This window comes from Marinifaba aquimaris, assembly GCF_013328345.1.
GTDB lineage: Bacteria > Pseudomonadota > Gammaproteobacteria > Enterobacterales > Alteromonadaceae > Marinifaba > Marinifaba aquimaris.
The window spans coordinates 113195-128527 of the sequence record NZ_JABULX010000002.1; the positions used below are offsets into that span (position 1 = coordinate 113195).

A 15333-nucleotide genomic window follows, 5' to 3' on the forward strand; every position below is an offset into this window, starting at 1 on the left:
CTTATTCAAAAAAGTCTGTCAGTTGATATCGCGATGTCAGGTCACTCCAGCTATCTAGCTGTTGCGAACTCCCAACCAATTGTCCTCTTCCCTTTTGCTTATTCAGCCATAGCTTTTGCGCATTAAAAGAGAAAACAGGCACGAGATCTTTTCGCGCCGAGGCAGGTTTAATTTCGCCATCGATATTATCTAAGATAAGAGGCATAGCAGAAGGCTTAGGGTAATAAGCCAATACCATGTGAAATTGGTTTAAACTCAGCGCTTTAACATAGGTAAGCCTGAGCTTTTCAACCGGCATTCCCAGCTCAATTAATGTGAAGTATTTGGCGATAGAAAAGTCTTCACAATCACCGGCTTTTTCGCCAATAAATTCAATGGGGGTTGCCCAGTAATCATTTTGCTGCCAAAGCTGCTGATCAGTTGTGAACTCAAAAAAGTTAAAGAATTGATTTACTCGCTTGATTTGCTCAAGCTCATCTTTATCGTGGTTTTGTTCTATGATTCGCCGCCAAGCTTTTGTGCGTTTGACGGCGTTTTCATCATAGGTAGTCTGCATATAGTTAAGTAGTTTATCTAAATTCAGTTTATCACTGGCGGTATGAGCAATACCCAAACCCAACAGCAGCAGTAAACTGATTAAAGAAAAAATCCTCAACGATTTTTATTCCTATAATAGACAATCAAAATCTAATAGAGAGCTACCAACCAATCACATTTTGTGGCCCTTCTTCAGGGGCTATTTGTGGTCTCTCATCCATAATAAATATATGCCATTTATCGGCAGTTAATGACTCTGTCGATTCAGCCTGAATAAAGACATTTCTTGCATCCACGATATCATCTTCATTCACTTCTCTGACACGCTCAATCGTTAAGACTTCAGATAAACTGATATCTACACGTCGGTTTAACATGTGAACTTCTTCGCTGTCACCTTGTTCCAGCAGCTCAGTTTCACCTTTAGCCACAGTATTAATCTTTGCTGGTTCAATTTCGTAATCGCTGATTAACATCGCTTTAATTGATTCAGCTCGACGCTTACTTAAACGCATATTGTAACTATCAGAGCCTAACGCTGATGTATGACCATTAACCACAATACGCTGAACGTTATAGTTATTGATAAAATTAGCTAACTCAGTCAAACGGTCAAGATAAACAGGTTGAATATCTGCACTATCATGTTCAAAACGCACAGTTAAAGAGTAATCCACATGGCGTTCTTCTAAAATAGGACAGCCCATTTCATCAACGTAAAAATGACTTGGCGTGTCATCACATTTATCTAAATGGTTAGGGACTAAATCTAAATCAGCATCTTCTAGGTTCGCTAATAAGCCATCGCCTTCATAAACTTGGCTATCAATAAAGACTTTCGAGTGAACAGGCGCAGCTAAAGTCACGTTTTGACTTTCAATCAGTGACTTAAGATAAGCCATGCGGCGTTGACTCTTTACTTGGTCGTAAAGAATATCGGCTTCGTTCGTCGCGATACCTTCGAGCTTAAAATACCACTTTTGGTCCGCCGGTAATTTGCGAAGAAAACGCACAAAGCGCTCGCGCTCTTTGTGTTCTAATTCATAGCTATCGGCTTCAAATTGAACTTCGTAGTCTTGCTTTAAAAGCTGATCTTTGACTTCAGAACAACCTGAATTATCAACTCGACGCCCATCTTTCGTATAGTTACACAGATCACGAGCTAAAATCACACCATCTTTATCCAAGTCCGCTAATTTGGCGTACTCTTTATTATCTATGGTGTTCCATTCTTTAACTTGGTCTTGGCTTGAACACGCAGTCAGAGCAAGTGAAGCAAGAATCAGACTAAGCTTTTTCATTACTCAATTCCCTGCCAGTAAACAGCGCTGTTGATACGTAAACCTTTTAATAAGCGCCCCATTGAATTAAGTACACGGTACTTAGCTACGATATAATTTGCTTCAGCATCGATATAGTTACGACGCGCTTCGAACAGTTCATTCTCAGTATCAAGTAAATCAAGCAGCGTGCGACGACCTAAATCAAATTGCTTTTTATACGCTTGTTGCGTTAAGTAACTTTGCTCTACATGTAATTGCAGGTGTGTAATTTGGTCTTCTGTAAATTGATAAGCATTCCAAGCAAACTTGGCACCTTCAACAACTTGGCGCATAGCAGAAATCTGTAGTTCCTTAGCTTGCTCAATTTGATAAGCGCTTTGCAGCTCTTTCGCTTTGTCTTGTCCACCACGGAATAAGTTGTAGCTAAAGATTAAATCAGCTCTTAATTCATCGCGCTCAACATTATCGTTGTTGTTGTCATCCGTTACGCGATTGCTCAATTCAAGTGTCACTTTAGGAAAATAAGCACTTTCGCTTTGACCTAGTTGCGCTTGTGCAGCTCTTACATCAGACGATGCCGCCAATAAAGTTGGATGAGAGTCTTTAGCTAAGTCTAATAATTGGCCTTCAGAAGCAGGTAATAAAATTTGATCGGCAACAGGGGATACTAACTCTCCTGGCATTTCACCAACTAGACGAACGTATGCGTTAACGGTATCAGCGTAATTATTTTTGCTGCTGATTAAATTAGCATGTGCTCTAGCTAAACGACCGCGAATTTGCGAAAGGTCGGAAGTTGTACCTAAACCGCTTTCTGTACGAAGCTGAATTTGTTCAAAAATTTCTTGATGCGAATCTAGGTTTTTTTGTGCTAATTCAACTAATTGCTTTTGTTTTAACACTTCAAGATAAGTTGAAGCAATTTCTAAAGCCGTATTTTCAGCTTGGTCTAACAATAAGTATTTTTCAGAAGAAAGCTCGTGTTCAGTACGGTTGATATTTTCAGAGGTATAAAAACCATCAAAAAGTAATTGTTCTAATGTAATGCCGTAGCTAATTGGTTCGATTTCTTCATCTTCAATATTGGCACGAGTTTGTTGTGAGTCTTGTTCACCCACACCAACGCTTGCTGATAGATCAATAGACGGATACCAACCACCTTTCGCTTCTTTAAATACTTGTTCTGAGCTGCGGTATCTGTGATAAACCGCTTTTAATTCAGGGTTAGTATTGAATGCTGTCGCTACTGTTTGTTCTAGTGACTTAGCGTGGGCTAGGTTTACAGATAAACCTAAGCCAAGCGCTGTCATAGCGCTAGCAATGTATTTAAGTTTCATGGCAAATTCTCAAATTCTTCTTATTTTTCCCGAAGTGCATTTTGCTTGGCACGGATGATCGGCTTCAACAAATAGTCCAGCACAGTTTTCTTGCCGGTGATGACATCAACTGAAGCAGTCATACCAGGGATAATAGGTAATTTCTCATTATTTTTATCGAAATAGCTATCTTCGGTACGCACTCGGATCAGGTAATAGCTATTATCTTTTTCATCTTGGATTGTATCTGCACTAATGTGCTCAACGTTGCCTTTTAAGCCTCCATAAATGGCAAAGTCGTATGCAGTTAACTTAATAACGGCATCTAGTTCAGGTCTTAAAAACGCGATATCTTTTGGTGAGATTTTCGCTTCGATTAACAAACTGTCCTCAATTGGGACAATTTCCATCAAATCCATTCCAGGTTGAACGACACCACCAACGGTCGTTACTTTAATCGTCTTTATTTTACCATGAACCGGCGAAGTTACAGTGGTCCTTCTAAGCCTATCCTCAACAGAGACTAATGCTTCATCTAAACTGGCAAGTTTAGATTCCACCTCTGCCAGTTTTTCTTGGCTTTCACTTCTAAATTTAAGTGCCACCTCTTGGCGTTTTTTCTTCACTTCGCTCATTTCCGCAGCCAATTTTGGCAGTGAAATTCTTGCACTCGCTAACTCACCTTTTACTTCATTGGCGGTACGTTCTAGTTTGATAAGTTCAACTTCAGAGACCACACCACGCTCAGCAAGCGGGCGAGTCAACTTCATCTCTTTATCGACTAGGTTGTACGAGTTAGCTAAGTGCTCTACTTTCGATGTTAATTCATCAAAAGCAGCTTGTTTTTGATTAACTTGTTGATCCAAGATCTCAAGTTGATTAATCAAATTTCGAATGCGCTCAATGTAATAAGCACGCTGTCTTTCAATCACCCGGCTTGATGCGATTTTTTCAATATCAGAAAAATCTAAATCAACCGGAGTTGCGTCAACAGAGTAATCACCTTTCTCTGTAGAAATGGATACACTCGATAGCTCAGCTCTTAATCGAATAGAAGCGGCAGCAAAACTACCCCGTTGCGTTTCTTGCTCTCGAAAGTCTGATAAAAAGCGAGTATCGTCTATCGTTAGTAATGATTCGCCAACATTAACAGTCTGGCCTTCTCTAACGAGAATTTCTTTTACAATACCGCCTTCCAAGTTTTGAATAACCTGGATTTGTTGCGACGGTATTACTTTCCCCGTACCAACCGTTACTTCATCAATTTCAGCAAAGCCAGCCCAACACAGAGCAAGAAAAACAAAAGCAACAATGGCATACAATAAATGTCTCGACGCTCTGGGTGATTTCTCTAAAACCACCCCATCAAGTTGATCAAAAAAATCGAGCTCTTGGCGATTTGCTTTTGGTTCAGTTGTTTTAATATTCATTATATCTGCGCCTTAATTTTGCCGCTCTTAAGCGCATCTAAAATAAATGCTTTTGAACCATCGGCGATTACACGCCCCTGATCCATCACAACAATACGATCAACTAAGCTGACCATAGACATCTTATGAGTGATAAGTACTAACGTTTTATCAGCCACAATATCACCAAGCGCATTACAAATGTGATTTTCAGATTGAGAGTCCATATGACTGGTTGGCTCATCTAAAATCATAATGGGTGGATTAAACAATAACGCGCGTGCCAGTGCGACGGCTTGGCGTTGCCCACCCGATAGGTAAGCACCACGCTCCCCTACTTGTCTATCTAAACCGTCTGGATCTTTATCGGTAAAATACGTCACCCCTGCTAATTTAGCAGCGCGCACAACTAACTCTTCATCAATGTGCGGTACACCTAGTGTAATATTGTCTCGAATCGACCCATAAAACAGGTTAATTTCTTGCGGTAAACATCCGACTTTTTGCCTAATATCAACTGGACTTAACTGGTTAATATCAATGCCATCTAAGCGCAGCGCCCCCTCTGAAGGCTTATAAAAGCCCAACAAGAGTTTTTCTAACGTTGATTTACCTGCGCCAATTCGCCCAATAATGGCTACTTTCTCTTTAGGTTTTATCTCTAAATTAATCCCAGTTAACACGTTATGTTCAACTTGAGGATAAGCAAATGAGACGTTCTTAAAGCTAACTTGGCCTTCCAGATATGGGCGATGTAAGTACTGGTCTAAACTCTCTTCTGGCAAAGACATCACTTCATCCAGAGATTTAAGTGCAATTTCAGCTTGGTTGTAACGCGTGGCAAGAATGGCCATCTGTGAAAAAGGAGCCAAAGCACGTCCTGTCAGCATCACACCCGCAATTAACGCACCTAAACTCATCTCACCATCTGTGATCAAATACACACCCACGATGACGATCATTATGGTAGCAATTTGCATGACAAATCCTGTGACCGAACTCACAGATGTAGAAAGTTTCTTAACAGATAAGTTCCATTGAGCAATATTGGCAACAACCTTTTCCCACTTGTGTTGAAACTGACTCTCAGCATTGGCAAGTTTTAATGTCTCAATACCAGATAATGTTTCAATTAAGTGAGCGTTTTTCTCTACGGAATAACGGCTACCCACTTCAACTTCGTGTTTAATTTTCCCTTTAACCCACCACGAATAGCCCAGCATAATGACAATGGCTGTAACAGGCACAAGGGCAAGTGGTCCAGCGACTAAAGCAATAACAACAATAAATAAGATTGAGAATGGAATATCAATAAAAGCGGCAATGGTAGCTGAGGTTATAAAATCTCGGATTGACTCAAAATCTTGGATGTTTCTTGCAAAAGCACCAATAGACTTGGGCCTTGCAGCCATATTGATGTTCAGTACTTTTTCAAATAACTTTGAAGATAATAAAATATCGGATTTTTTTGCAGCCAAATCGAGCAAATGAGCTCTGATCTCTTTGAGGATAAAATCAAAAATCATCACAACAAAGATACCGATACTAAGCACCCACAATGTATCCATGGCCAAATTGGGAACTACTCTATCGTACACATTCATCACAAACAGTGGGCTAGCCACGGCAAATAGGTTGATAAAAAATGCTGCAATTAATGCATCGCGATATATGCCTGATGAGATATTAAGCGTCGACCAGAACCAATGCCCTGATTTAGTTTTCAATACTTGTTGGCTACGCTCGTCAAAGCGATATTTTTGTTTGACTAAAAAGGAATAGCCAGAATACAACTCAGCGAGTTCAGTTAACTCGATATGATGTTCACTATCTGGAATATCAGCCCATGAAATTTTTGCTTCATCTTCATTTATCGATAGCAAAATAGCGACTCGATTGTCATTCAGTAAAAGTACGCAAGGCAACAGCGGATTTGGAATACTGTCTAAAGACTTTTTAACTAACTTAGCAGAGATACCTGCACGCGCAGCTGCACGTGGAAAAAGTTGTGGAGTAAGAGTGCCATTAACCAATGGTAACCCAGAGCTTAAGGCTTGTTTAGAGAAGGGTTTACCATAGTACTTACTAAGGAAGACCAGGCTACTTAGCAGATGGTCTTGGTGCTCAGCATGTAAGGGGTGATTAGCAAAAGAGTTAGGCATTCTATTAATTATTATTAGTAATGAAAGAAGTGGGCACCTGAGGAAGGTGCCCGATATTGTTTAACCTAGTTTAAGGTTGCCATCATCGACAAGTGATTTCAGTAAGTCAGTATCACCTGCTAAATCTAGCCCTTCTAAGCGAATGGTTAAGTCATGTCCGCCATCAGCATCTTTGTCGACTTTGATGATGGTGTCTTCCCCTTGCTTCTCGAATGTTAAGTAATTATTAAGTGACGCTTCATCATTTGTCGCGCCTACCAGTAAATCACTTAAATCAAGTACGTCACCTTCTGAAGCATTAAAGTCAGAAATCACATCATAACCGCCATCAGCACTATCCGCATTGAAGTCAAAGGTATCCGCTCCAGTATCACCCTTAGCGGCATCGTCACCTGCACCCATATCGATAGTATCATTGCCAGTGCCACCGAAGATAAAGTCATTACCTGCGCCAGCAGCAATATTGCCAGAATCATGAATAATATCATCATCTTGAGTGGCGACATCTGTTACCACAGCCTGTTTTGATAATGTCAGGTTGCCAGTTGCCGTATTACTTACCTGACTGCCATCACTGATACTAAACTCATAACTTACCGTCGACTTAGCGGATGCTTCATCTTTAAAGGCAAAGAAGATCTGATCATTAGCCACCATAATCAAGCCATCATCACTAGAGAGGGTCTCTAAATGAACTTCAGAACCATTAGTGCTGCTCGATTGCATTACCTGGCTTTCTGTAATGTTATCAACTTGTTCAATAACAAATTCAACATTGGTTAAGAACACATCACCACCAGATGTAGCCCATGTTGTAAAAGTATGCGTTGGAATATTTTCATATTTGAAATATTGACTCGTTTGCGGGTCATTATCACCATCTAGGTTCATATCCGTACCAGCGTACTTATCATCAGGGTTAACGCCATCGCCAAAGAAGCTTAGATCTTTATTCTCACTTGCACGGCCGGCATCAACATCATAGAAATTCATTTCTAAGTTAACTTGACCTAATGTTTCATAAACGCCTGTATCAAAATCTAACTGGAAACGCTCTGTAAAGAAGTTATCTGCGGCAGTATTAGTATCAGAACCATTAGCTAAAATACCTAAACCATTAGCCGCACTGTAGCTCAGATCACCTAAAGTGGTGTTAACACTTAAATATTCCCAATTTGCATTGGCAACGGCTTGTGCTGAACCTAACTCAGTCGAGTAATCAAAATTGAGTTCAGTTGTCGATTCTGAGACATTTCGACCGACCGCTTCTAATGGTGGAGTAACAGCTTGAACCGTAACACTCACGGTTGCAGTTTCAGAAACTCCACCAGAGGTGACTGTATAAGAGAATGAATCGTTCCCAGAGAAACCTTCAGCTGGAGTATAAACAACCTGACCATTACTGATAACCACAGTGCCATTGCTACCTTGAGTAACACTGTTTAAGCTTGGTGTACCTTCAAATGTATCATTAGCCAATACATCAATCGTTACCGAAGTATCTTCATTGGTACTGGCGGTGTCACTTTCAATATCGGCTACCGCTGTCAAACTGATTACACCCGTTGCCGGAGTGCTATCGGCTAAGCCTTCATTATCAACTGCAACATATTGGAAATTCGCCGAGCCGTTATAATCGGCATTTGGCATGAAGTAGATAGTGGCTGCATCGGCTGTAGCGCTAATCACACTGCTTGTAGTCAATGCCGTTGTCATCGCACTATCACTATAGAAAGTGCCTTTGTCGGATAATGCCGTTAGCTTGAAGCTAGCAATAGAACCGTCAACATCCGTGCCCGATAATGAAATAGCGACTAGATTATCTTCTGTACCTCCGATGCTAACTTCAGATGTAGCCGGTTGATCATTGACTGCTGTCACATTAACGGTGACGGTCGCCGTATCTACACCACCATTGCCATCACTGACACTGTAATCAAAACTCGCTACACCATTGAAGTTCTCCGCCGGTGTAAACGTCACCACACCATTATTCAATACCACGGTGCCGTTTGATGGACTACTGACACCGGTCACCGTTAAGGTACCGCCATCGGTGTCCGTGTCATTACTCAATAAGGTGCTGACATTAATATCAATCGCCGTATCTTCATCGGTTGTCACTGAATCATTATTTGCAACCGGGTCATCGTTTAACACTGCAACATCTAAAGTCACTGTCGCTGTATCGACACCGCCATTGCCATCACTGACCGTATACGTGAAGCTCGCATCGACTAACGGTGGCTCACTACCATCATGGGCAAAGGTGTAATCGCCATTGCTTTGTAAAGTGACCGTACCACCGGTGACATTAAAGCTGTAACTATTGTTGGTAAACGTAATATCACTACCATTAATTTGCGTGATACTTAACGCATCATTTTCTAGGTCGCTATCATTACTTAAGATATTACCTGAAACACTCGCCCCTTCATTAACCGTGATGGTATCGTCAACTGCGTCAGGCTTATCATTCACAGCCGTCACATTAACTGTGACCGTTGCCGTATTCACACCACCATTACCATCGCTGATGCTGTAATCAAAACTCGCCACACCATTGAAGTTTTCCGCCGGTGTAAACGTCACTACACCATTATTCAGTACAACAGTACCGTTTGATGGATTACTGACACCAGTCACTGTCAAGGTATCATCTTCACTGTCGAAATCATTGCTCAATAATGTGCTGGCATTGATATCAATCGCCGTATCTTCATCCGTCGTCACTGCGTCATTGTTAGCAACTGGGTCATCGTTAACTGGCGTCACATCCCATAAAACATTTGCGGTATCAACACCACCATTACCATCACTGACCGTATAAGTGAAAATAAGCTCTTGACCTGCTGGCTCACTACCATCATGTGTGATCGTATAATCACCATTACTCTTAAGAGTGACTGAACCATCAGTGATGTTGAAGCTGTAACTACCATTCGTGAAGGTGATATTACTACCGTTAATCTGGGTAATCGTTAACGTCTCGTTTTCTGGGTCACGATCATTGCTTAACAGGTTACCCGAGATACTACCGCCTTCATTGAAGATAAGAGTGTCATTTACTGCATCTGGTTTATCGTTGACTGCTGTCACATTAACGGTGACGGTCGCCGTATCTGCACCACCATTGCCATCGCTGACACTGTAATCAAAACTCGCTACACCATTGAAGTTCTCCGCCGGTGTAAACGTCACCACACCATTATTCAATACCACGGTGCCGTTTGATGGGCTACTGACACCGGTCACCGTTAAGGTACCGCCATCGGTGTCCGTGTCATTATTCAATAAGGTGCTGACATTGATATCAATCGCCGTATCTTCATCGGTTGTCACTGAATCATTATTTGCAACCGGGTCATCGTTTAACGCAGTAACATCTAAAGTCACTGTAGCTGTATCAACACCACCGTTGCCATCACTGACTGTGTACGTGAAGCTCGCATCAACTAACGGTGGCTCACTACCATCATGGGCAAACGTATAATCACCATTACTTTTCAAGGTTACCGTGCCACCGGTGACATTGAAGCTGAAACTGTTGTTGGTAAACGTAATATCGCTACCATTAATTTGGGTAATACTTAACGTATCGTTCTCTGGGTCGCTATCATTGCTTAAGATATTACCAGAAACACTCGCCCCTTCATTGACTGCGATCGTATCGTCAACTGCATCTGGCTTATTGTTCGCGGCTGTCACATTAACCGTGACATCAGCCGTTTCTGTCACGCCACCTGAAGTGACGGTATACGTGAAGGTGTCTTGACCAACAAAACCTTCTTCTGGTGTGTACACCACTTGGCCGTTAACAATCGCAGTCGTGCCTTTGCTGCCATCGGTCGTCGCGCTGATCGTCGCACTGCCATCAAAGCTGTCGTTATCTAATACATCAATAGTCACGGCCGTTTCTTCAACCGTGCTCGCCGTATCATCGGCAATATCGGCAACCGCATTCACGGTAACCGTACCCGATGCAGGGCTTGCATCTTGTGTACCTTCGTTATCCACGGCGGCAAAATTAAAGTTCGCCGTTCCGTTAAAGTCAGCATTCGGTGCAAAGTAAATCGTCGCCGTATTACCTGACGCGGTGATTTCTGAGCTGGTATCCAGTGCCGTTGTTTTCGCGGCATCCGCGTAGAACGTACCGTTCGCCGATAAGGTCGTTAACTTAAAGTGTGCCACGCTACCATCGCTATCACTACCCGATAACGTTACGCCAATTACGGTATCTTCATTACCAGTAGAAGATGCCGCGCTCGTCGTTGGGGCCACATTCGGTGCAGCCGTCACGTTAACCGTGACATCAGCCGTTTCTGTCACGCCACCTGAGGTGACGGTATACGTGAAGGTATCTTGACCAACAAAGCCTTCTTCTGGTGTGTACACCACTTGGCCGTTAACAATCGCGGTCGTGCCTTTGCTGCCATCGGTCGTCGCGCTTATTGTCGCACTGCCATCAAAGCTGTCGTTATCTAATACATCAATCGTCACGGCCGTTTCTTCAACCGTGCTCGCCGTATCATCGGCGATATCGGCAACCGCATTCACGGTAACCGTACCCGATGCAGGGCTTGCATCTTGTGTACCTTCGTTATCCACGGCGGCAAAATTAAAGTTCGCCGTTCCGTTAAAGTCAGCATTCGGTGCAAAGGAAATCGTCGCCGTATTACCTGACGCGGTGATTTTTGAGCTGGTATCCAGTGCCGTTGTTTTCGCGGCATCCGCGTAGAACGTACCGTTCGCCGATAAGGTCGTTAACTTAAAGTGTGCCACGCTACCATCGCTATCACTACCCGATAACGTTACACCAATTACGGTATCTTCATTACCAGTAGAAGATGCCGCGCTCGTCGTTGGGGCTACATTCGGTGCGGCTGTCACATTCACCGTGACATCAGCCGTTTCTGTCACGCCACCTGAGGTGACGGTATACGTGAAGGTGTCTTGACCAACAAAGCCTTCTTCTGGTGTGTACACCACTTGGCCGTTAACAATCGCAGTCGTGCCTTTGCTGCCATCGGTCGTCGCGCTGATCGTCGCACTGCCATCAAAGCTATCGTTATCTAATACATCAATGGTCACGGCCGTTTCTTCAACCGTGCTCGCCGTATCATCGGCGATATCGGCTACTGCATTCACCGTTACCGTACCCGATGCAGGGCTTGCATCTTGTGTACCTTCGTTATCCACGGCGGCAAAGTTAAAGTTCGCCGTTCCGTTAAAATCAGCATTCGGTGCAAAGTAAATCGTCGCCGTATTACCTGATGCGGTGATTTCTGAGCTGGTATCCAGTACCGTTGTTTTCGCGGCATCCGCGTAGAACGTACCGTTCGCCGATAAGGTCGTTAACTTAAAGTGCGCCACACTACCATCGCTATCACTACCCGATAACGTCACGCCAATCACGGTATCTTCATTACCGGTTGCAGTGGTTCCGCTCGTCGTTGGTGCTTCGTTATAATCTAAAGTAACAGTTGCACTATTACTTTCAAACTCACCGTCAGTTACTGTGTAACTAAAGCTAAGATCACCACGAATAGCTTCATCGTTATAGGTATCGACCGTATAGCTACCATCTTGCTCTATAGTAACTTGATAACCATCTAAAAATACGGTGTAGGTGTTTGCTTGCGCATCAAAAGAGACATCATTACCAGTTACACCGGCAATCGTTAAACTATCACCCTGTGCATCAAAGTCATTAGCTGTAATTAAGTTACCTGTAGTACTTGTCTCAACATCAATCGTGTCATCCACAGCTGTTGGCGCTGTATTGACCTCGACTTCCGGTACTTTTAAGGTAACGGTTGCACTTTCAGACTGCGCTTGGCCATCTGTAATTTGATAGGTAAAACTGAGGACTTCTTCTGGTTGACCTTCAGGCTCGAAAGTATCAATGGTATAGCTACCATCTTGATTTAAGTTAACGGTGTAACCATTGAAGAAAATACCGTAAGTACCAGAGCCTGCGTCAAACTCTACTGATTCTGCATCTACACTTGAGATAGTTAAAGTATCGCCATCCACATCAGTATCATTCGCAGTAATAATATTTCCGCTCTCATTACCAGAAACGGTTAAATCAATTTCGTCATCATTTGCTATTGGTGCATCATTAACCGCAGCAATATTTAGTGTACCTGTAGCAGGAGACGTATCCTCAGTACCGTCATTATCTACTGCTGCATAAGTGAAGTTAGTACTGCCATTAAAGTTATCATCAGGCTTAAAGTAGATAGTCGCACTGTTATTTGTAGCTGAAACAAGGTCATTAACATTTAAAGCAATTGTTGCTTCTGAATCAGAGAAAAATTGACCATTGGCAGAACTACTCACTAGGCGGAATTGTGCCACTGAGCTATCGCTATCAGTACCGGATAATTCAACAGTTACTAAGTTATCTTCTATCCCTTCAGCCGTTGTGTTATTTGTCGTTGGAGCTTGATTTACTGGCGGCTCAACCGGTGGTTCAGGGGTCGTTGGATTAAAAACAGTAACGACAGCATTTGCCGTCGCAATTCCACCATTGCCATCACTAACGGTGTAAGAAATACTATCGGAACCAGTAAAGTTGTTATTAGGCGTATAGGTTAAAGTGCCATCATTATTGATCACAACTTGACCATTAGAAGCACTTGCCTGAGTGATTGTTAAGTCATCACCATCTACATCAATATCGTTCGCTAATACCTCTACAGAAATGGCTTGATTGATCAAAGTACTTGCTTGATCGTCATTTGCTACAGGGTCATCGTTAACTGGGTTAACCGTAACGCTGACACTGCCTTCGACTTCACCACCATTCCCATCGCTAACAACATAGGTAATTTGGTCTTCACCATTATAGTTTTCATTAGGTGTATAAGTGATCGTATTGTCGTCATTAATAACAACAGAACCATTTACTGCCTGAGCAGATGAGATTGTTAATACATCTTCATCAATATCAGTATCGTTAGCTAAGACATCAATATCGATACTGACATCTTCATCTGTTGTTACCTGTTCGTTATTGACTTCAGGGTCATCATTTACAGGATTGATTGTAATATTAACTTGCGCTTGTGTTTCTCCACCATTGCCATCTGCAACAGTCAAAGTAACGGTATCAGCACCATTATAGTTTTCGTTAGGCGTATAAGTGATTGTGTTATCAGCGTTGATCACAACAATGCCATTTTCAGCTTCAGCTGTTGAAACTGACAGCTCGTCACCGTCAACATCAAAAGCATTTTCAAGCGCGTTGAAGGTAAGCTCTGTATCTTCATCAGTGACAAGATCTTCAATCTCAACAACTGGCACATCATTAACTGGGTTTACAGTTACTTGCGCATTGCCTGAAACCGTTGTTTGTCCGTCAGAAACTTGATAGCTGATAGTATCTTCGCCATTAAAGTTTTCATTTGGCGTGTATGTCACGGTACCATCTGGGTTTAATGTCACTACACCGTTAGTTGCAGTAGCCGAAATAACGGATAAGTCATCGCCATCTATATCCGTGTCATTAGCCAATAGATCGACTGTCAAAGCAGTATCTTCATCTGTCGCTAAAACTTCATCCGCCACAGTTGGGGCGTCATTAACTGGTGTCACGGTAACATCAACGGTACTAGTTGCTGTTAGTCCTGTAGAATCCACAACCGTGTAAGAAATAACATCTGTACCATTAAAATTTTCATTAGGCGTGTAAGTGATCGTTGAATCTGGGTTGATAACGACCGTACCATTGGAGGCTGTTGCTTGGTTAACTGTTAATGTCGAGTCATCTAAATCGGTATCGTTAGCGAGCACATTAATTGTCACATCAGCATCTTCTGCAACGGTTGCAGTATCCGCTACTGCGACAGGCGCAAAGTTTGCGTTAACGGTACCAGAGGCATTGGTAGCGGTACCGTCAGTTCCAGTAAAAACAGCGGTAATATCGTTTGTGTCTTGAGTCAGTGGAGCAATTGTACCCTGCGTTAAAGTCCAAGTGCCGTCACCATTATTGGTGGCATCATAAGTAACACCATCAACAATAACCTGTATTGTTGCTGATGGTTCTGAAACTGCACCCGTGATCTGTGGCTGTAAATCATCAGTCTCAATACTGTTAATCGAGCCTTGAGGTGCAGCCTGTGAAGTTACACTCGATACAATTTGATTGGTATTATTTGTTTCGGTGGAAATATCGCTTCTTAAATCCGCTAATGCATCTGACTGGTAATCAGCTTCAGCAATAGTTTCGGCTGTACTGAACTGAACAACAGGCGCACCATTGTTACCAGATGAGGTTTCTCCCGCTGCTGTCGCTTCAATATTGGAAAAATCACCTTGCTGGATGGCTTCTTGAATGGCTTCAATTTCTGACGCTAAGTCGGTAACAGGTTCTGCGCCAGCTACATCGACTTGACCGAAAAGTAATTCTTGATCATCTTCAGTAAGGACTTTGACTGTCGTACCTTCTGGCAATGAGAGTTCAATACCAGCTGCTAATAGTTGCTCAGCTGTAAGCGGCACTAATTGACCATCTACAACCGCGAAGGCTGTTCCATTAATCTCAACGACTCGTCCTTGCTGCGGTAAAACATGCTTAGTTGCCATTACTTCTCCACCCATATTGTAACTTCAAATTTCA

The 15333-nt window shown here is 42.6% G+C and carries 6 protein-coding genes; all 6 read right to left on the reverse strand.

Features of this window, described 5'->3' with window-relative positions:
* Window position 1: 1 nt before the first annotated feature.
* From HR060_RS02005 to HR060_RS02030, 6 genes are read right to left on the reverse strand one after another with little or no spacing between them, the layout of a single operon-like run.
* Window positions 2-655, reverse strand: coding sequence for a transglutaminase-like cysteine peptidase (locus HR060_RS02005; protein ID WP_246283050.1), 654 nt, complete (start codon window positions 653-655; stop codon window positions 2-4).
* A 43-nt stretch (window positions 656-698) separates the two neighbouring features.
* Window positions 699-1838, reverse strand: a complete 1140-nt coding sequence (locus HR060_RS02010) for an OmpA family protein (protein WP_174198592.1) — start codon at window positions 1836-1838, stop codon at window positions 699-701.
* Entirely contained in the window at window positions 1838-3157 is a 1320-nt protein-coding gene (locus HR060_RS02015; protein WP_174198593.1) for a TolC family outer membrane protein, read from the reverse strand. Before HR060_RS02015 ends, HR060_RS02010 begins: the two co-directional genes overlap by 1 nt.
* A 20-nt stretch (window positions 3158-3177) precedes the next feature.
* On the reverse strand, window positions 3178-4566 hold the full coding sequence (locus tag HR060_RS02020; protein WP_174198594.1) for an HlyD family type I secretion periplasmic adaptor subunit: 1389 nt from the start codon (window positions 4564-4566) through the stop codon (window positions 3178-3180).
* Window positions 4566-6707 (reverse strand): type I secretion system permease/ATPase, encoded by a 2142-nt coding sequence (locus HR060_RS02025; RefSeq protein WP_174198595.1) that lies wholly within the window; start codon window positions 6705-6707, stop codon window positions 4566-4568. Before HR060_RS02025 ends, HR060_RS02020 begins: the two co-directional genes overlap by 1 nt.
* 60 nt (window positions 6708-6767) lie before the next feature.
* A complete protein-coding gene (locus HR060_RS02030) occupies window positions 6768-15299 on the reverse strand; it encodes an Ig-like domain-containing protein (RefSeq protein WP_174198596.1) in 8532 nt (2843 codons plus the stop codon).
* Window positions 15300-15333: the final 34 nt, after the last annotated feature.